Source organism: Sphingomonas sp. DC5200-1, assembly GCF_049897245.1.
In the GTDB taxonomy this organism is placed as follows: Bacteria; Pseudomonadota; Alphaproteobacteria; order Sphingomonadales; family Sphingomonadaceae; genus Sphingomonas; species Sphingomonas aquatilis.
Genome location: NZ_JAFCVW010000002.1, coordinates 78,508 through 95,597 on the forward strand (window position 1 = coordinate 78,508; position 17,090 = coordinate 95,597).

Consider the following 17,090-nt stretch of genomic DNA (forward strand, 5'->3'; position numbering starts at 1 on the left):
CACCCGCTAACCCGGTTCGCACCCGCCGGCATTCCGCCGACCGGGTGGCAGGAACCGCCCTCGATGAGCATGCACGCGCCGATCGACATCACCACGCTCGGTCTCGACGAAGCCGCCATCCACGCTATGCGCTTCGCGGGCGGGGTCGAACTGCACAATCCCTATATCGACCTCGTCATGGCGCGCGGCTTCCTCAATGCCGACGAATGCGCGCTAATGTGTACGATGATCGATGCCAACCGCCAGCGGTCGCGCGTCGCCGATGGCGTGTCGCAGATGCGCACCAGCGAAACCTGCGCGTTCGACGTCGACGAACCGCTCATCCAGTTGCTCGACCTGCGCATCTCGCTGTTCCTCGGCGTCGGTCCGCAGTTCGGTGAGAGCGTGCAGGGCCAGCGCTACGCCGTCGGCCAGGAATTCCGCAGCCACGCCGATTATTTCAAATTGACCGATCCCGAAGATACCTCGCACCTGCTGCGCTGCGGCCAGCGCACCTGGACCGCGATGATCTACCTCAACGAGCCAGAGGCGGGCGGCGAGACCTATTTCCACCATCTCGACCACGATTTCGTGCCTGAAATGGGCACCATGTTGTGCTGGAACAACATCGACGCCGAAGGCAAACCCAACCCTTACACGGTCCATCAGGGCAAGCCGGTGATCGCCGGCACCAAGTACATCGTCACCAAGTGGTTCCGCGAGCGCCCCTGGAACAGCCCGCTGCCCACGCCGGCGCCGGTAGCGCCCCCCGCCGTCGACAGCTCGGTCCGCGCGATGCGCGCGCTGAAGGGTCGCCGCTGACACGGGCGCGCCGGTGCCGCTCGCCCTCCTCCTCGCCCAGCTCGCCACCGCGCCCGCCGCGCCGCCGCAACCCGACATAGAGGTCACCGGCCGCCACCTCTCGCGCCTGCGCCTGTCGCTCGACCTCGACGGCAGCGTGCTGAAGGCCTGCCGCATCACCGTCTCCAGCGGCGACGCGCTCATCGACGAGCAGGCCTGCCCCGCCGCCCGCACCTGCGTCGCACAGCGGCCGCGGACCAGCACCGCCCTGCTCGCCTGCATCGACCAGCGCATCGGCGCCGCCGTGCGGGCGCATGATGGCATGCCGGGCAGCACCAACGGCATGGGGCGTTAAGTCTCGATCCCCCTCCACCATCCGTTGTGAAGCCCCACCCGCAGGCATAGAGCATCCCGCGAGGAGCTATGCCGCGCCATGACGCTAACCGAGCTGGGCACACGCATCTGCATCATAGGGCCGTCGAACAGCGGCAAGTCGACGCTCGCGCAGGCCATCGCGAAGGCCCGGGGCTTGCAGGTGGTCCACCTCGATCAGCTCCACCACCTCCCGCACACCGACTGGGTGCCACGACCGCCAGCGGAGTTCGCGGCGCTCCATGATGCCGCGATCGCCGGCGACCGCTGGGTGATGGACGGCAATTACTCGCGGCTGCTCCCGCAACGGCTGCAACGCGCGACCGGCGTCATCCTGCTCGACGTTCCGACGACGACCAGCCTGTATCGATACGTCCGACGCTGCTGGTTCGAGCGCGACCGCCGCGGCGGGCTGGAAGGTGGTCGCGATAGCGTGAAATGGGACATGATCCGGCACATCACCATCGCCACCCGAGCCAACCGGACCCGCTACCGCACCCTGTTCGACGGCATCACCCTACCCAAGACACAGATCGCGTCCACCGCAGCGCTGACCGCCTTCTACCGCGCCAACGGCTTGCGGCGATAAGGTCGCAACCGTCATTTGACGGACGGCGGGGTCAGCGCAAACGGACGACGCCCTCTCAAAGCACCCCCACGACCGGCGCGCGGAAGCACAGCGGGATCGTCCGGTCCGTCAGCGCACGCGCTGCGAACGGGGGAACACGGCCGCCGGTGAAGGGGACGAACAGCGCCGGGCCCAGCCGGCAGCGGTCGAGCGTGCCGTCGGCGCGCTTGGTCATGCGCAGCAATTGCGTGCTCGTGTCGGACGGGCCGATCGGCATGAGGATGCGGCCGCCGACCTTCAGCTGGTCGACCAGCGGTTGCGGCACCGCGGTCGCGCTGGCGGCAACGACGATCCCGTCGAAGGGCGCCTGCTCCGGCCAGCCGAGGAAGCCGTCGCCCGCCCGCACGGTGACGGTGGCATAGCCCATCCGGCGCAACCGCGCGGCCGCCGTGCGGGCGAGCGGCGCGACGATCTCGACCGAGGCGACGCGCGCCGCGACCGCCGCGAGCACTGCCGCCTGATAGCCCGATCCCGTGCCGATATCGAGCACATGGGCGCTGCGATCCGCGGGCAGGTCCAGCGCCGCGGTCATCACCGCGACGACATAGGGATCGGAAATCGTCTGGCCGTGGCCGATGTCCTGCGGCAGGTCGACATAGGCCGCGGCGCGCCCTCTGCCGTCGACGAAGTCCTCACGCGGGATCGAGCCGATCGCCGCCAGCGCGCGCGCCAGGGCCGGCGTGTCCGCCGCCGGATCGTTGCTGCGAATGTCGGCACGGATGTCGGCGACCATCGCCGCGCGCTGCTTCGCCGGGGTCTGGTGCGCACGCGCCTTGGCCAGCACGGTCAGCATATCGACCCCCGCCACCGGCCGCTGCGCACAGCCGGCGAGCGTCAGGGCGGAAAGGACGAAGAGGAGGGACGAACGACGACGCATCGCCGCGGCTTCGACGGTATCCCGGGCCGCCGCAACGAAACTTTCGTTCATGTTTGGCGGACGCGACGACATGGGTTGAATCGCGTCCGAATTGGCCTCTTCGGCCGCTAAAAAAATTTTCATGCCGCCACTCGCCGCTTGCACTTTCCGGAAGCCGCGGAAGTCCACGCGTCGCGGCCCCTCGACCGACCCGCCGCGCCCCGTTCGCACCGGAACCGCACGGCTGTCGCGTCATTAAGCCTCTTGCCCGCGGCGACGCTTTGCCACAATTTGTGGGGGTTGCGTTCGGGGGTGAACCCAATCGCTGGTAGAGATCGATGGCGACATCCCTTGTCGGATTCGCCATAGGGCACAATGCGGCCGTGAACCGCGACCCCTTTTTGTTCTCACCATCGGGGCGCCCGGGTGATATGCTGCGCATGTCGCCCCGAGTCGAACATGTATGGAACAAGGGACGGTAATCGATGGATTTCAGGGACACGCAGGGTGAGGCCATGACCGATACGATCGACGCCACCGTCGCCGCCGAGGCGCCCGCCGCAGAGGCGAATGGCGGCAGCAAGGCGATCCACGCCCGCCCCTATCCCGTCGAGGTCGACCATAGCCGCGACGCACTGCTGACCGATTTCGGCAAGGAAACGCTGAACGATCGCTATCTGCTGCCGGGCGAAAGCTATCAGGACCTGTTCGTCCGCGTCGCCTCGGCCTATGCCGACGATGCCGCGCATGCGCAGCGCCTGTACGATTATATCAGCCGCTTGTGGTTCATGCCCGCGACGCCGGTGCTGTCGAACGGCGGCACGGGGCGCGGCCTGCCGATCAGCTGCTACCTCAATTCGGTGCCCGACAGCCTGAACGGCATCGTCGACACCTGGAACGAGAACGTCTGGCTCGCCTCGCGCGGCGGCGGCATCGGCACCTATTGGGGCAGCGTGCGCGGCATCGGCGAACCCGTCGGCCTCAACGGCAAGACCAGCGGCATCATCCCCTTCGTCCGCGTGATGGACAGCCTGACGCTCGCGATTTCGCAAGGGTCGCTGCGCCGCGGTTCGGCCGCCTGCTACCTCGACGTCAGCCACCCGGAAATCGAGGAATTCCTCGAAATCCGCAAACCCTCGGGCGACTTCAACCGCAAGGCGCTGAACCTGCACCACGGCGTGCTGCTGACCGACGCCTTCATGGAAGCGGTGCGCGACGGCCGCGAATGGAATCTGCTCAGCCCCAAGGACGGCACCGTCCGGGCGACGCTCGACGCGCGCTCGCTGTTCCAGAAGCTCGTCGAAACCCGCCTGCAGACGGGTGAGCCGTACATCGTCTTCGCCGATCACGTGAACAAGGCGATGCCCAAGCATCACCGCGACCTGGGCCTGAAGGTCTCGACGTCGAACCTGTGCTCGGAAATCACGCTGCCGACCGGCCGCGACCATCTCGGCAACGATCGCACCGCGGTCTGCTGCCTGTCGTCGCTCAACCTCGAAACGTGGGACGAGTGGAAGGACGACAAGGTCTTCATCGAAGACGTGATGCGCTTCCTCGACAACGTGCTGCAGGACTATATCGACCGCCACGAACCGGGCATGGAACGCGCCGCCTATAGCGCCGCGCGCGAACGCTCGGTGGGCTTGGGCGTCATGGGCTTCCACTCCTTCCTCCAGGCGCGCGGCCTGCCGTTCGAAGGCGCGATGGCGAAGAGCTGGAATCTGCGCATCTTCAAGCACATCAGCGCGCAGGTGAACCAGGCGTCGATGACGCTCGCCGCCGAGCGCGGGCCCTGCCCCGACGCCGCCGACGTCGGCGTGATGGAGCGGTTCAGCTGCAAGATGGCGATCGCGCCGACCGCGTCGATCAGCATCATCTGCGGCGGCACCAGCGCGTGCATCGAACCGATCCCGGCGAACATCTACACGCACAAGACGCTGTCGGGCAGCTTCTCGGTCAAGAACCCGTATCTGGAAAAGCTGCTCAAGGAAAAATCCAAGAACAGCGACGCGGTGTGGAACTCGATCCTCGAACACGGCGGCTCGGTCCAGCACCTCGACTTTCTGTCGGTGGAAGAGAAGGATTGCTACAAGACCAGCTTCGAAATCGACCAGCGCTGGCTGCTCGAACTCGCCGGCGACCGCACGCCCTATATCGACCAGGCGCAGTCGCTGAACCTGTTCATCCCGGCGGACGTCGAGAAGTGGGACCTCCTGATGCTCCACTTCCGCGCCTGGGAGCTCGGCATCAAGTCGCTCTACTATCTGCGCTCGAAGAGCGTGCAGCGCGCGGGCTTCGCCGGATCGGGCGGCGTGGAAGCGGACAACACCATCGCCGCGCCGAAGTTCGAAATCGGCGAGACGACGGACTATGACGAATGCCTGGCGTGTCAGTGAGGTGTGGGCGGCTTCGGATGGCGTAAGCCATTCGAAGACTCGCCACGGCGGGCAGCAGCGTCGGCATGAGCCGACGATGTCTGACGGCGTGGCGTAGCCGGCGAGGGGCCACCCTCACCCTCCCACCCGCTGACGCGGGCGGGCCCCTCCCTCTCCCGGGGGGAGAGGGGTGAGGTGCCGCCAATTCCCTCTCCCTCTGGGAGAGGGAGGGAGCGCCCGTCAGGGCGCGGAAGGGTGAGGGTGACATGCTATACAAAGACGCACCGTCCGGCACCGTCCAACGCGCTCGAGACCTACGCCGCAATGCCCCCGGGCCCGAACGCCACCTGCTCCGCGCGCTCCGCGACACCTATCCGCATCTGAAATGGCGCCATCAGGCGCCGCTGGGACCTTTCTACGCCGACATGCTGTGCTTTTCCGAAAAGCTGGTCATCGAGGTCGACGGCGATACCCACGCCGGCGCGGAAGGCTCAGACACGTCCCGCGCAGGTTTCATGGCCCGTGAAGGCTACAGAACGATCCGCGTCTCGAACACGGACGTGATGACAAATCTCGAAGGCGTGATCGAACACATCTCCTTCTCCCTCCGGGAGAAGGAAGGAGCGGCGCAGCCGCGGAAGGATGAGGGTCTTTCGCCCAAGAAAAAGGGCGGCACCGCATGAGCGGCACCACCCTCACCCTTCCGCCGCCTGACGGCGGCTCCCTCCCTCTCCCGCCGGGAGAGGGAGGCGGCCCATCACGCCTCTTCGAACATGTCCTGGGCGTTCTGCGCGGTGGCCGACAGGCGCACCGTGTCGCCTTCGATCTCGGCGACCAGGCCGGCCGGCAGGTAATGGTGCTTGGCGCCCTGCCCGTCTTCGGTGCTGGGGCTGTCGTTCTTGGTGAGCTTGATGCGCTCGCCCTCGACATGGTCGACGGTGCCGACGTGGACGCCGTCCGCGCCGATGACCTTCATATGTTCCTTGATGTTGCTGTGATCGTGCATCATGCGTCTCCTGGCTTGGGTTCGGCGATGAAACGACCCGTGTTCCAAATGGATGCATCGGAGGCGCAGCACTGATGCCGCGCGAGAGCCTCATCATGTTCGCCGTCGCCGCGGTGCTGGGCCTCGCCGGCCTATGGCTGCTGCTCCAGCTGCGAGCGCCCCAAGGCCCGGCGCGCGTCTACGTCTATCGCATGGCCGGCATCATGATGGTCGCCGGCGGCATCGTCCTCGGCTTTTCGGCCTATGCGATGTGGCAGTGGAGCGCGCAGCCATGATCGCCGCGATCGAACCGTGGATTCGCGTCGCGTTCGGTGCATGGCTAATCGTTCTCGGCTATCGCTGGGCGCGCCACCCGAACCGATTCGTCGGCCACGGCGTGATCCCCATCACCGTACCCCGCACGATCCGCGGCCTCGGCATCGTCGCGATCCTCGTCGGCGCGATGACCCTGGCCAGTTATTCTTCCAAGCTTATCCCGGAGTAACCCCCATGTCCCTCCTCCAAGCCTCCAAGCAGTACAAGCCGTTCGAATACCCCTGGGCGTTCGAATTCTGGAAGCGTCAGCAGCAGCTCCACTGGCTCCCCGAAGAGGTGCCGTTGGGCGAGGATTGCCGCGACTGGGCGCAGAAGCTGACCGATCACGAGCGCAACCTGCTGACGCAGATCTTCCGCTTCTTCACGCAGGCGGACGTCGAGGTGCAGGATTGCTACCACGAGAAATACGGCCGCGTGTTCAAGCCGACCGAGATCAAGATGATGCTGACCGCGTTCAGCAACATGGAGACGGTCCACATCGCCGCCTACAGCCACCTGCTCGACACGATCGGCATGCCCGAGAGCGAGTACGGCGCCTTCCTCGAATATGCCGAGATGAAGGAAAAGCATGATTACATGCAGAACTTCGGCGTCGACAGCGACGAGGATATCGCCCGCACGCTCGCCATGTTCGGCGGCTTCACCGAAGGCGTGCAGCTGTTCGCGTCATTCGCGATGCTGATGAACTTCCCGCGCTTCAACAAGATGAAGGGCATGGGCCAGATCGTCAGCTGGTCGGTGCGCGACGAATCGTTGCACTGCGAAGGCATCATCAAGATGTTCCACACCTTCGTGAAGGAACGTCAGTGCCTGACCAAGGCGGTGAAGGACGATATCGCCGACGTCTGCCAGACCACGATCCGGCTCGAGGACAATTTCATCGACCTCGCGTTCGAAATGGGCCCGGTCAACGGCATGACGCCCAAGGAGATCAAGAAGTACATCCGCTACATCGCGGACTGGCGGCTGGGCCAGCTCGGCCTGAAGCCGATCTACATGATCGACGAACACCCCCTGCCCTGGCTCGCCCCGCTGCTCAACGGCGTCGAGCACGCCAACTTCTTCGAAACCCGCGCGACCGAATATTCGAAGGCCGCGACTAAGGGCCAGTGGAACGACGTCTGGGACAGCTTCGACAAGCGCCAGAAGGCGAAGGCGGTCAAGCCGGCCAACGAGGACTTGGGGCTACTCGACGGCGGCGACATGTTCTCGCGCGCTGGGGTCGCGGCGGAGTGACGAAATAGGGCGATGTTTGCTTTTTAGATTTTGCTACCCCATGCTTCCAGAGTAATAGTTCGGGAGGCATGGGGTGGCTCTAGAAATCTGCTTTACGGGATCAGAGGCTAGACGACATCACATCGAAGCTAATGCCGGATTGGAATCGCTAGCGGGCCTAGCTCATGCCGCAACTTTGATCGCGCATTTTGCTGCAACCAATGTCGTCCGGCAACGGCAGCCTTACGACGATCGCCTTCGCTTCTTTTTTCAGGAAGCCCGCCCCGGAAGCTTAACTGCACTTCTAGCTCTTGGCGGGGATTTAGCGACCGGAGCTGCAGGTAACCTCGTTTATGACTTGGTGAAAGGCATATGGAAACGCGCTACCGGCACCGAAGGCGATCTACAGGCCGGGGATCATCTTTACCGAGGCGGCGATATAGACGCCTTGACGGAAGCCGTGTCGCCTTCGCTATTGCGTGGACATGCTTGGATTGGCGACCGAGACAAGAACATATCCATCAAAACCGGCCGACAGATTCTGCTCGACCTAAATTCAAATACGAAAGACTACCTTAAAAACGAGATATTTGAAGAAGGCACTAGTACGCAGGACGTTTCTGTAGCCGCGCTGAACGTTAACTCCAGACACGGCAGAGCATTCTTCTTTGATATTGGCCGAACCATACCTTTTAAGGTCGATCGCAACGCCAACCCCCGAACACTGCCTACTCTCGCCCGCTTTCTACGCGACTACGCCGAGCGGAATGGTGCCACAGTAAGCATACACTTCAAAAAGATTTTATACATAGATGGCCGTCTTAAGCGCGTCATTATATACGATTGCTATGGGGTTGATGGTGAAGATTGACCAACTCGCCCATGCTCATGTCGTGAAGTAAATCACCGGGCGATCACCTCAATCACGCCAAACCATAGCCACCCGCTTCACCTCGGCCAGCCACTTATCAAACCGCGCGTAGCGTGCCTGCGGATCAGAACGCATTACCTCGCCGCCTCGGACCGGCGTCCGGCCCCTTAAATTAGCGGCGGATATTTCCGCCGCGTATGCAGCACAGTCAGCACGTCAATCTCGCTTTCCGAGGCGATGGCATAGACGATCAAATACGGCAGGCCGACGACCGAGAACTCGCGCGTTCCGTCCACCTGACCGACACGACCCAGAAACGGAAACTGCCCGAACATCATCGCCGTCTGCGCGATCCGGCTGACCACTCGATCCGCTGCGGCGCGATCGTCTTCAGCGATCCAGTCGCGGATCGCCTGAAGGTCATCCTGCGCTTGCGGCGTGAAGTTAACCCTCAAGCGAGAGGTTTCGTAGCACCTGATCCACCGGGATCATCGCAGCGCGATCGCGGCTCTGCTCCAACCCCCGCTCGATCTTGGCGCGCTTCCACGCGTCATACCCGGCCTCGGTCACGACCGGTTCGGCGTCGAGTTTGTCGCGCTGATCGACCACGTATGCCATGCTAGAAAGATACCTCATCCGCAGCGGCAATGTAAGACCCGCTCCCTCACTCCACCATCGCCTCATTCCCCGCGAACCCCAGCCGCGTGATCCCGGCGCGCTTCACCTCGGCGAGCACCGCGTCGAACCGGGCGTAGCGCGCCTCCGGGTCGGTGCGCATCACCAGCAGCGCCTTGGGGTCGGCGTCCAGGGCCTTGAACCGCGCGGGCATGCCGGCATCGCTCAGGCCCACGCCATCCAGCGTCACCGTGCCGTCGCGCGCCAGCACCAGCGGGTGCGTCACCGTCTCGGACGGCGGCGCCTTGCCCTGCGGCAGGTCGATCGGGACTTTGTGCAGCACGGTCGGCAGCGTCAGGATCATCATCACCAGCAACACCAGCATCACGTCGATCAGCGGCGTGATGTTGAGGTCGGACAGCGGCGCGTCGAAGGCGGGGCCGGCCGGGGCGGAGAAGGCACGCTTGCGTGGCATCCTGACGTCTCCTTATCGATGTGATGGTAGAACATCACGATGCACGCCCGTCGTCAAGGGGCGGCGATTAACCCTCCCCCGCAACCATCCGGCAACACGGGCCGGGCCAGACTGGCGCGATGTTCCCCAACCCGCGCCTCTTCCGCAGTCGCTGGGCGGCGCTGCTCTGGGCGGGCGGCGTCCTGTGGTTCGCCTATGACGTCGCCGGATCGGCGCCCGCCGGCAACGGCGCCGCCGCCCCTGCGACCACGACCGATGGAACCGCTACGGGCGCCAATGCCGCCGACGTCGCCGCCGTCGCCAACCTGCTCGCCCCCTGATCGCGCGCACCGGGGCTGCGCCGCGGCGATCCGGCATGGCCTGTTGGATCGCACCGCTCCCGCCGCCCAGCCAAGCCGCTAATCGATCGCGGCTTTTCCTGCGTCCCACGACGCCCCCTGTCCTACACGCCCGATTGCGCGTAGCTGGATCGGCTCCTCGAACAGGAGCATCGTGTATGTCATCCTTCCCCGACGACGATCCCGCCCCCATCCCGCGCTCGCATGCGGACGACGACGCCTTCGACCCGCCGTCCTATCGCCGGCCCAAGCGCAAACCCCCGCCCCGCGCGCCGCGCGAGATCGTCGAGGATCGCCTGACCGTCGAGCTGCGCCGTCGCCACGACGGCTGGACCGCGGAACGCCAGCGCATCTTCCTCAACACGCTGGCCAACACCGGCCGCATCACCGAGGCGGCGGAGATGGCGGACATCACACCGCGCTCCGCCTATCGCCTGCGCAACCATCCGCAGGGCGCGGCCTTTGCCAAGGCGTGGGATGCCGCGATGATGCGGGCCAGCGGCCGATTGCTCAGCGTCGCGATGGAGCGCGCGATCAGCGGCACGCCGCAGGTCGTCTGGCGCGAAGGCCGCATCGCCGCCGAAACCTGCCGGCCGTCGGACCGGATGCTGATGTTCCTGCTGCGGCACCTCAACCCGGGGCTGTTCGATTCGCGCGATGCGGCGAACCTGCGGGCGCATCATCTCGCCGTCCGCGCGATGGGCTTCGGGCCGGCGATGGAGGCGATCACCGACACCGATGTCGAGGCGGACCTGATCGACATCGACGATTACCGCCCGCACCCGCCGCCCGACCATGAACCGTAAAACACGTGCGTCGGCGTGACTTTTGTGACTTTTCGAACCGTCCGCGGCTCAGCGTCGCCGCCGCACCGGCACCTGGAAATCGGCGGGTTTGTCGGCGATCCACGCCAGAAAGCGCGCGATGTCGGGATGCGCGCGCAGCACCGCGGGCTCGGCATAGTCGCGGGCCAGCTGCGCGTTGGGCAGCGTCGCATGGATGGTGCGATGGCAGATCGGATGGACCGGCGCGGTCACGCGGCCGCCTTCGGATTTGGGGACCAGATGGTGCCACTCCACCTTGGCGCCCAGCGGCCGCTCGCACAGCGCGCACGTCGCGGGCGCCGCGGTGCGGGCGGCCAGGGCCTGGGCGGCGGCCAGCCCCGCCTTGCGCTTCACGCGTCCGGTCATGGCCCGGATATAGGGACGCCCGCGCCCCGCCCCAATGCAAAGGGGGCGGACCTGCCCGCAGCAGATCCGCCCCCTCGCGTGTCAGTCGTCACCCGTTGCCGGGTGCGTCATGCACTTAGAAGTGCGCGACCACGCCGCCCATCGGACGGAAGCTGTGCGCGTTGTCGAAGGTCGACACTTCGAGACGCAGGCGCAGGCCCGAATTGCCGGTCAGGCCGCCCAGACCGATGTCCTTCGGGCCGACTTCGGTGCCGATGCCGTACACGGTCGCGTGATAGTCACGCTTCAGGTCGCCCTGCACGCCCGGTGCGAAGTTGTTGAAGTTGTTCCAGCGGTAGCCGACCTTGCCGTAGAACAGGCCGCTGTCGCCGGCGCGGAAGCCGAAGCGGCCGTACGCGCCATACTGCCAGTCGATGTCACCCGACACGCCCTTGGCGACCGCGCCCTCGGCGCCGACGAACACGGGGCCCAGCGGCACGTTGAAGCCGACGATGCCTTCGATCAGCGCGCCGTCCAGGTTATAGCCCTTGGGCTGCGCGGGGATGCCGGCGACGGTCTGACGATCGAACTGCTCCCAGCCGCCCATCACGGCGACATAGGGCTCGATACCGAAAGCGCGCGTGCCGTCCGGAGCCTTGGGCGCGGTGTCGGCCTGCGCGTCGACGGGGGCCGGCGCGGTCGCGTCGGTCGTCGCGGTCGTCGCGGTCGTCGACATGTCCTGCGCGAAGGCGGGGACGGCAAAAGACGCTGCCGCAACGGCGGCCGCGAGGGCGAGCTTACGCATGATGTGAATACCTTTATTGCCTCAACTCGGGCGGCGGGGACCGTGTCCGCTCGCCGCCCAGGCCCCTCCAAACACGGAGATTACGGCTTTGTTGCAGCGCGGGACGGCTTTTACCGGATCGGCCGGGAAACGTGACAAACTTGCCACAGTTCCTGTCCAGCCGATGAACGAAAGCGCGCAATTCCAAGGCAGATGCCCCACCAGCGCCGCAATTGGGGTGTGACGGAAATACCAAGGCGCCGGCAAATATACTAACGCAGGTGCGAAAGGATCGGGGCCAGACATGGCTACGGCGCCACCTTCCGGGCGGAAGGCAGCGCCGTCAGCGCATGGTGGAACGGGGGACGATCAGGGCCGCAGCGCGGCGTCGTCGGCATCGTCCAGCGTGTCGTCGTCGGTCGCGTCGGCGTCGAAATCGTCCTGCGCGTCGTCCTCGTCCATGTCGGCTTCGTCCATGGTCACGCTGGCATCGGTTTCGCCGACCTCTTCGGAATCCATGTCGACCTCGTCGATCGATTCGTCCTCGACATCGTCATCGCCCAGGTCGGGATTCAGATCGGTCAGGACCAGGCCGTCGCTGGGGCCGTTGCGCGTCGCCTCCAGGATTTCGGCGCGCTGGCTCTCGTCATAGCCTTCCTCGTCATAGCCGTCGTCGCCCGACCCGTGGCTCTGCACCTGATGTCCACCCATCGTATCTCTCCTGGATTACCCGGGTCGAACGGCGGGGATGCGGGCCGGGTTCCGTCAGGCGGGACGGAACAGGCGGAACCGCTCGGTGATCGCGACGACCAGCAGCGACATCAGGCCGCAGATCAGGAACCCCGCGGCCAGCGGCGCGGTGGTCCCGTTGAACGCCTGCCCGATGACAACGCCCACCACGGCGCCGACGGTGATGCTGGTGAACCCCTGCACGCTGGAGGCGGTGCCGGCGATCCCGCCCATATTCTCCATCGCCATCGACGAGAAGTTGGACGTGGCAAGGCCGAAGCACCCCATGGTCAGTGCCTGCAACACGACGAAGCCGACCAGCGTCTCATATCCGGCCAGCGCGATGGCGAGGTGGATCGCGCTCAGCACGACCAGCATCGTCACCGCGCTATGGCTGATCAGCCGCGTGCCCAGCCGCATCACCAGCCGCGCATTGGTCAGGTTCGCGCCCGCCATCAGCGTCGCGGTCACGGCGAACATCACCGCGAGCAGCTTGGGCCGGTCGAACGTATCGAACATGATCTGCTGCACCGAATTGAGATAGCCGTACAGCGCCCCCATCAGCGACGTCGACGCCAGCGTATACCCCAACGACAAACGGTCGCCGAGCGTCTGCTTCCACCCCGCCCAGATCCGCGACACCGACAGCGGCTGCCGCGCTTCGGGGCGCAGTGTCTCGGGCATGCGCACGAAGAACCACATCCAGATGCCGAGGCTGAGGCCCGCGACCACCCAGAAGATGCCGCGCCAATTGGCGAACAATAGCACCGTCTGCCCGAATGCCGGCGCCATGACCGGCACGACCATGAACACCATGAACGCGATCGACATCACCCGCGCCATCGGCCGGCCGTGATAGCAATCGCGCACGATCGCCACCGTCGCCACCCGCGTCGCCGCCACCATCGCGCCGCCGAACACCCGCGCCGCGAGCAGGAGCGTGAAGCTCGCCGACACCGCGCAGGCGATATTGGCGACCACATAGCCCCCGATCGCCCACAGCAGCACCGCCCGCCGCCCATAGCGATCGGCCAGCGGCCCATGCGCCAATTGCGCGATGCCGAAGCCCAGGATGAAGGCGGTGATGATGAACTGGCGCTGGTTCTCGGTCGCCACGCCCAGCGACCGGCCCATCGCCGGCAGCGCGGGGAGCATCGAGTCGATACCCAGCGCCGCCAGCGACATCAGCGCCGCCACCAGCGCGACGAATTCGACGAAGCCGATCGGGGCGCCCGCAGGCTCCGGGGCGACGATGGACGGGGCGCCGGCAACGGCCGGCGCGGTGGACAAGGTCTGACGGGTCACGATGGCTTCCCTGTAGGCGCAAGCGACGCGAACAGGAACCCGCTACGGCACCGATGGTGCCGCCTCGCCGGTGTCAAAGGGCGCGCACGGCCTCCAGCACGGCAGTGGCATGGCCCGGCACCTTCACCTTACGCCACGCCCGCACCAGCGTGCCGTCGGCGCCGAACAGGAAGGTCGCGCGCTCGATGCCCATATACGTCTTGCCGTAGAGCTTCTTCTCACCCCACACGCCGAAGGCCTCGCAGACGCTGCCGTCCTCGTCGCTGCCTAGGGTCACGGTCAGGCCATGCTTGGCGATGAACTTGGTATGCGCGGCCGGTGAATCCTTGCTGATCCCCATCACACTCGCCCCCGCGGCGGTGAAGTCCTCGGCCAACGCGGAGAAATCCTGTGCCTCCCGGGTGCAGCCGCTGGTGTCGTCCTTGGGGTAGAAATAGATGACGGCCGGCAGCGGCAGATCGGTCAGCCGGATCGTCTGGCCATCGGGGGTCGTCACGCTCACCGCCGGGATCGGCGCGCCGTCATCCATCGCATCCTCCTGTCATGCCGCGCCATGCGGCATCCACCTCCTGCCGCGTCGCCGCGAAGGCAGCAAGCACCGCCGGCCAGTCGGGCAGCCGCAACGCCCGCGCGATCAGCGCCTGCGTCGCGGGCGGCGGCTCCTGTGCATCCGGTGCGACCAGCCGCAGCGTCACGAGCAGCCGCGTCAGCAGATCGTGCGCGGTCAGCAGTCCATCGGGCAACGCCCCCGCCGCAGTCAGCGCAGGGATGGCAACGCGCAGATCGGGGTCGAAGCCGCTCCGCTGCAGCAGTTGCGCCAGATGCACGGTGAACTCCAGATCGACAAGCCCTCCCGGTAGCAGCTTCGCGTCGAGCGGCCCGGCGGGCGGCTTGTGCCGCGCCATGTCGGCACGCATCGCCGCCGCCTCTGCGGGCAGGTCCCGCTCGGGTCGCGCGCCCTCCAGCACCTCGGCGATCACCCCGGTGACGGCAGCACGGGCCGCGGGCGATCCGAACACCGGCCGCGCCCGCGTCAGCGCCATATGCTCCCACGTCCAGGCGTCCTCCCGCTGGTAGCGCGCGAAGGACTCGACCGACACCACCAGCGGCCCTTGCGTTCCCGACGGCCGCAGCCGCGTATCCACCGGATAGAGCGGCCCCGCCGCCGTCGGCACCGACAGCGCGGCCGTGATCCGCTGCGCCAGTCGGTTGTAATAGAGCGTCGCACCCAACGGCTTCGCGCCATCCGATTCCGCCGCAAAGTCGCCGGTGAACAGATAGACGAGATCGAGATCGCTGGCATGCGTCAACGCACCACCGCCCGTGCGACCGAAGGCGAGGATCACCAACTCGCTGTCCGGCACCCGGCCATGTGCCCGCGCGAATTCGGCGACCGTCCCCGCCGCCAGCACCTCGATCGCCGCCTCCGCCAGCCGCGCATAGCCGCCCGCCGCGTCGAGCGGGTCCGCCGCCCCCGCGACGATCTGCGCCCCCACGGCAAAACGCTTCTCGCCGACCAAGCGCCGAACGGTATCGAGCAGCGCCTGATAATCGCCCTCGTCCGCCGCCCCCATTTCGGTGGCCAGTTCGGCAACGCTGCCCAAGGGTTCGAACGCGCTCGCGTCGATCAACCAGTCGATCAGTTCCGGCCGGGTCGCGAGGGCGTCGGCGAGCGGCGCGGCATGGCTGAGGATCGTCGCGAGCAACGTCGCCAGCCCCGGCCGCGCCTCCAGCAAGCGCAGGATGTTGATCGCGCTCGACAGCCGCTCGAATAGGACATCGAGCCGCAGCAGGGCCGCGGCGGGGTCCGGCGCCCCGGCCAGCGCCGGCATCAGCACCGGCAGCACCGCCTCCAGCGCCGCCCGCGCCGCCGGGCTGCGCAGTGCGGGATAGCGCCCTGCCCGCCACCCTGCGATCCGCGCGGCGGCCTTGCTCGCCCCCTCGCCATCGGCCGCGAACCCCGCCGTCTCGAGCCAGTCGGCCAGCGCCTGTGGCTCGTGCGGCAGCCCCGCCGCCTGCTCGTCGTCGAGCGCATCATAGATACGCCCGGCGGTCGCCACCGGTTCGCGCAACAGCTCGACCAAGTCGGCCCCGTTGGCCAGCCCATGAAGCCGCGCCACCCCGTCCAGCGCCTCGCCGGTCGGCAGCGTGTGCGTCTGCCGATCGTCCACCATCTGAACACGATGCTCGATCGTGCGCAGCAAGGTATAGGATCGGGCGAGCGCGGCAGCCTCGTCCGCGCCGATCCAGCTGGCCCCGGCGAGTGCCGCCAAGGCATCGCGCGTCGCCGGTGCCCGCAGCGCAGGATCGCGCCCGCCATGGATCAGCTGATGGATCTGCGCGAAGAACTCCGCCTCGCGGATACCGCCCCGCCCCCGCTTCAGGTCGTAGCCGGGGCCGAAGCGCTGACCGCTCGCATAATGGTCGCGGATGCGCCGTGACAGGTCGCGGATTTCGCCGATCGCGCCAAAGTCCAACCCGCGCCGCCACACGAACGGTCGGATCGCATCGAGGAAATAGCTGCCTAGCGTCTTATCACCAGCCGCCACCCGGGCACGGATAAACGCCGCCCGCTCCCATGCCAGCGCCTGGCTTTCGTAATAGCCGATCGCCCCTTCGACCGGCAGCGCGATCGGCGTCGCTTCGGGCGATGGCCGCAGCCGCAGATCGACGCGCAGCACATAGCCGTCGCCATCCCGCGCCTGCAGCAACTCGACGACACGCTTGGCAATCCGCACCGCCGCCTCTTCCGGTTCCTCACGCGCCCGGTGCGGCAGCGTTCTGGGGTCGAACAGCAGGATGGGATCGATGTCGGATGAATAATTGAGTTCGCGACTGCCCTGCTTGCCCAGCGCGATCGCGACGAAGCCGCGCGGCTCCTCCCCCGGGGTACGCTCCGCGATCGCGGCACGGATCGCGCGATCGAGGGCTGCGTCGGCGAAATCCGTCAAGGCGTGCGTGACCGCGGTGAGATCGAGCGCCCCGGCGAGATCGCCGATCGCCACTGACAGCGCCAGCGCCCTCCGATCCAATCGCAATTGCCGTGCGACTGGCATATCCGCCTCGGCGCTGGTGAATCCCAGGTCGATCTGCCCCGCCGCCAGTCGCTCCGCCAGCACCGACTCACGGTCGAGCAACAGCGACAGGAACGGCGCATGTGACCGCGCACGCTGGATGGCATCGGTAAAATCGGGGCCAGAACCGGGGGGCATCGCGTCACATCCTCCGCGAACGACCGGTTTCGTTCGCACGCAACA

Annotated in this window: 22 protein-coding genes; 11 read left to right on the forward strand and 11 right to left on the reverse strand. The window is 66.6% G+C overall.

Annotated elements, in window-relative coordinates; all coding sequences use genetic code 11:
• The first annotated feature begins 63 nt into the window (after positions 1–63).
• The 3 genes from ACP7A3_RS03660 to ACP7A3_RS03670 all read left to right on the forward strand — a co-directional run bounded on the left by ACP7A3_RS03660 (position 64) and on the right by ACP7A3_RS03670 (position 1,741).
• Complete coding sequence (locus ACP7A3_RS03660; RefSeq protein WP_426255294.1) at positions 64–801, forward strand: prolyl hydroxylase family protein; 738 nt, start codon at positions 64–66, stop codon at positions 799–801.
• Positions 802–814: 13 nt separating this feature from the next.
• Entirely contained in the window at positions 815–1,135 is a 321-nt protein-coding gene (locus tag ACP7A3_RS03665) for a hypothetical protein (RefSeq protein ID WP_426255293.1), read from the forward strand.
• A gap of 78 nt (positions 1,136–1,213) precedes the next feature.
• Entirely contained in the window at positions 1,214–1,741 is a 528-nt protein-coding gene (locus tag ACP7A3_RS03670; RefSeq protein WP_426255292.1) for an AAA family ATPase, read from the forward strand.
• Between the two features lie 55 nt (positions 1,742–1,796).
• Here ACP7A3_RS03670 and ACP7A3_RS03675 read toward each other — a convergent pair whose 3' ends face one another.
• Positions 1,797–2,708, reverse strand: a complete 912-nt coding sequence (locus tag ACP7A3_RS03675; protein ID WP_426255291.1) for a protein-L-isoaspartate(D-aspartate) O-methyltransferase — start codon at positions 2,706–2,708, stop codon at positions 1,797–1,799.
• Positions 2,709–3,121: 413 nt separating this feature from the next.
• On the opposite strand from ACP7A3_RS03675, the gene ACP7A3_RS03680 reads away from it, so the two are divergent.
• Complete coding sequence (locus tag ACP7A3_RS03680) at positions 3,122–5,032, forward strand: ribonucleoside-diphosphate reductase subunit alpha (RefSeq protein ID WP_017979541.1); 1,911 nt, start codon at positions 3,122–3,124, stop codon at positions 5,030–5,032.
• A 245-nt stretch (positions 5,033–5,277) separates the two neighbouring features.
• A complete protein-coding gene (locus ACP7A3_RS03685; protein WP_426255290.1) occupies positions 5,278–5,694 on the forward strand; it encodes an endonuclease domain-containing protein in 417 nt (138 codons plus the stop codon).
• Between the two features lie 74 nt (positions 5,695–5,768).
• Here the strand turns inward: ACP7A3_RS03685 and ACP7A3_RS03690 are convergent, their stop codons facing one another.
• Entirely contained in the window at positions 5,769–6,017 is a 249-nt protein-coding gene (locus tag ACP7A3_RS03690; RefSeq protein ID WP_043060737.1) for a DUF2171 domain-containing protein, read from the reverse strand.
• A 74-nt stretch (positions 6,018–6,091) separates the two neighbouring features.
• Between ACP7A3_RS03690 and ACP7A3_RS03695 the strand changes: the two genes are divergently transcribed.
• From ACP7A3_RS03695 to ACP7A3_RS03710, 4 genes are all read left to right on the forward strand, one after another.
• Positions 6,092–6,292, forward strand: coding sequence for a hypothetical protein (locus tag ACP7A3_RS03695; RefSeq protein WP_063685777.1), 201 nt, complete (start codon positions 6,092–6,094; stop codon positions 6,290–6,292).
• Positions 6,289–6,501 carry a hypothetical protein gene (locus tag ACP7A3_RS03700; RefSeq protein WP_017979545.1) on the forward strand — a complete coding sequence of 71 codons (213 nt, stop codon included), beginning with the start codon at positions 6,289–6,291 and terminating at the stop codon, positions 6,499–6,501. Before ACP7A3_RS03695 ends, ACP7A3_RS03700 begins: the two co-directional genes overlap by 4 nt.
• 5 nt (positions 6,502–6,506) lie before the next feature.
• A complete protein-coding gene (locus ACP7A3_RS03705; protein ID WP_017979546.1) occupies positions 6,507–7,568 on the forward strand; it encodes a ribonucleotide-diphosphate reductase subunit beta in 1,062 nt (353 codons plus the stop codon).
• Positions 7,569–7,641: 73 nt separating this feature from the next.
• Positions 7,642–8,418, forward strand: coding sequence for a hypothetical protein (locus tag ACP7A3_RS03710; RefSeq protein WP_426255289.1), 777 nt, complete (start codon positions 7,642–7,644; stop codon positions 8,416–8,418).
• A gap of 167 nt (positions 8,419–8,585) precedes the next feature.
• On the opposite strand, the gene ACP7A3_RS03715 is transcribed toward ACP7A3_RS03710, so the two are convergent.
• From ACP7A3_RS03715 to ACP7A3_RS03725, 3 genes are read right to left on the reverse strand one after another with little or no spacing between them, the layout of a single operon-like run.
• Positions 8,586–8,873 (reverse strand): type II toxin-antitoxin system RelE/ParE family toxin, encoded by a 288-nt coding sequence (locus tag ACP7A3_RS03715; protein ID WP_426255288.1) that lies wholly within the window; start codon positions 8,871–8,873, stop codon positions 8,586–8,588.
• A complete protein-coding gene (locus tag ACP7A3_RS03720) occupies positions 8,863–9,036 on the reverse strand; it encodes a hypothetical protein (protein ID WP_426255287.1) in 174 nt (57 codons plus the stop codon). Before ACP7A3_RS03720 ends, ACP7A3_RS03715 begins: the two co-directional genes overlap by 11 nt.
• Positions 9,037–9,082: 46 nt before the next feature.
• Positions 9,083–9,508 (reverse strand): ExbD/TolR family protein, encoded by a 426-nt coding sequence (locus ACP7A3_RS03725; RefSeq protein ID WP_017979548.1) that lies wholly within the window; start codon positions 9,506–9,508, stop codon positions 9,083–9,085.
• Positions 9,509–9,627: 119 nt separating this feature from the next.
• Between ACP7A3_RS03725 and ACP7A3_RS03730 the strand changes: the two genes are divergently transcribed.
• Together ACP7A3_RS03730 and ACP7A3_RS03735 are read left to right on the forward strand one after the other, a co-directional pair.
• Complete coding sequence (locus ACP7A3_RS03730; protein WP_426255286.1) at positions 9,628–9,828, forward strand: hypothetical protein; 201 nt, start codon at positions 9,628–9,630, stop codon at positions 9,826–9,828.
• Between the two features lie 176 nt (positions 9,829–10,004).
• Complete coding sequence (locus ACP7A3_RS03735; protein ID WP_426255285.1) at positions 10,005–10,652, forward strand: hypothetical protein; 648 nt, start codon at positions 10,005–10,007, stop codon at positions 10,650–10,652.
• A gap of 48 nt (positions 10,653–10,700) precedes the next feature.
• On the opposite strand, the gene ACP7A3_RS03740 is transcribed toward ACP7A3_RS03735, so the two are convergent.
• The 6 genes from ACP7A3_RS03740 to glnE all read right to left on the reverse strand — a co-directional run bounded on the left by ACP7A3_RS03740 (position 10,701) and on the right by glnE (position 17,045).
• Entirely contained in the window at positions 10,701–11,036 is a 336-nt protein-coding gene (locus ACP7A3_RS03740; protein ID WP_426255284.1) for an HNH endonuclease, read from the reverse strand.
• A gap of 115 nt (positions 11,037–11,151) precedes the next feature.
• The gene (locus ACP7A3_RS03745; RefSeq protein WP_426255283.1) at positions 11,152–11,820 is read right to left on the reverse strand and encodes an opacity protein; all 669 of its coding nucleotides are present in this window, start codon (positions 11,818–11,820) and stop codon (positions 11,152–11,154) included.
• Between the two features lie 348 nt (positions 11,821–12,168).
• Positions 12,169–12,510: a hypothetical protein gene (locus ACP7A3_RS03750; protein ID WP_017979553.1), complete on the reverse strand. Its 342-nt coding sequence runs from the start codon at positions 12,508–12,510 to the stop codon at positions 12,169–12,171.
• A 54-nt stretch (positions 12,511–12,564) separates the two neighbouring features.
• Positions 12,565–13,833: a multidrug effflux MFS transporter gene (locus ACP7A3_RS03755; protein WP_043060723.1), complete on the reverse strand. Its 1,269-nt coding sequence runs from the start codon at positions 13,831–13,833 to the stop codon at positions 12,565–12,567.
• 73 nt (positions 13,834–13,906) lie between these two features.
• The gene (locus ACP7A3_RS03760; protein ID WP_426255282.1) at positions 13,907–14,362 is read right to left on the reverse strand and encodes a peroxiredoxin; all 456 of its coding nucleotides are present in this window, start codon (positions 14,360–14,362) and stop codon (positions 13,907–13,909) included.
• The gene (gene glnE, locus ACP7A3_RS03765; RefSeq protein WP_426255281.1) at positions 14,355–17,045 is read right to left on the reverse strand and encodes a bifunctional [glutamate--ammonia ligase]-adenylyl-L-tyrosine phosphorylase/[glutamate--ammonia-ligase] adenylyltransferase; all 2,691 of its coding nucleotides are present in this window, start codon (positions 17,043–17,045) and stop codon (positions 14,355–14,357) included. Before glnE ends, ACP7A3_RS03760 begins: the two co-directional genes overlap by 8 nt.
• Positions 17,046–17,090 lie beyond the last annotated feature (45 nt).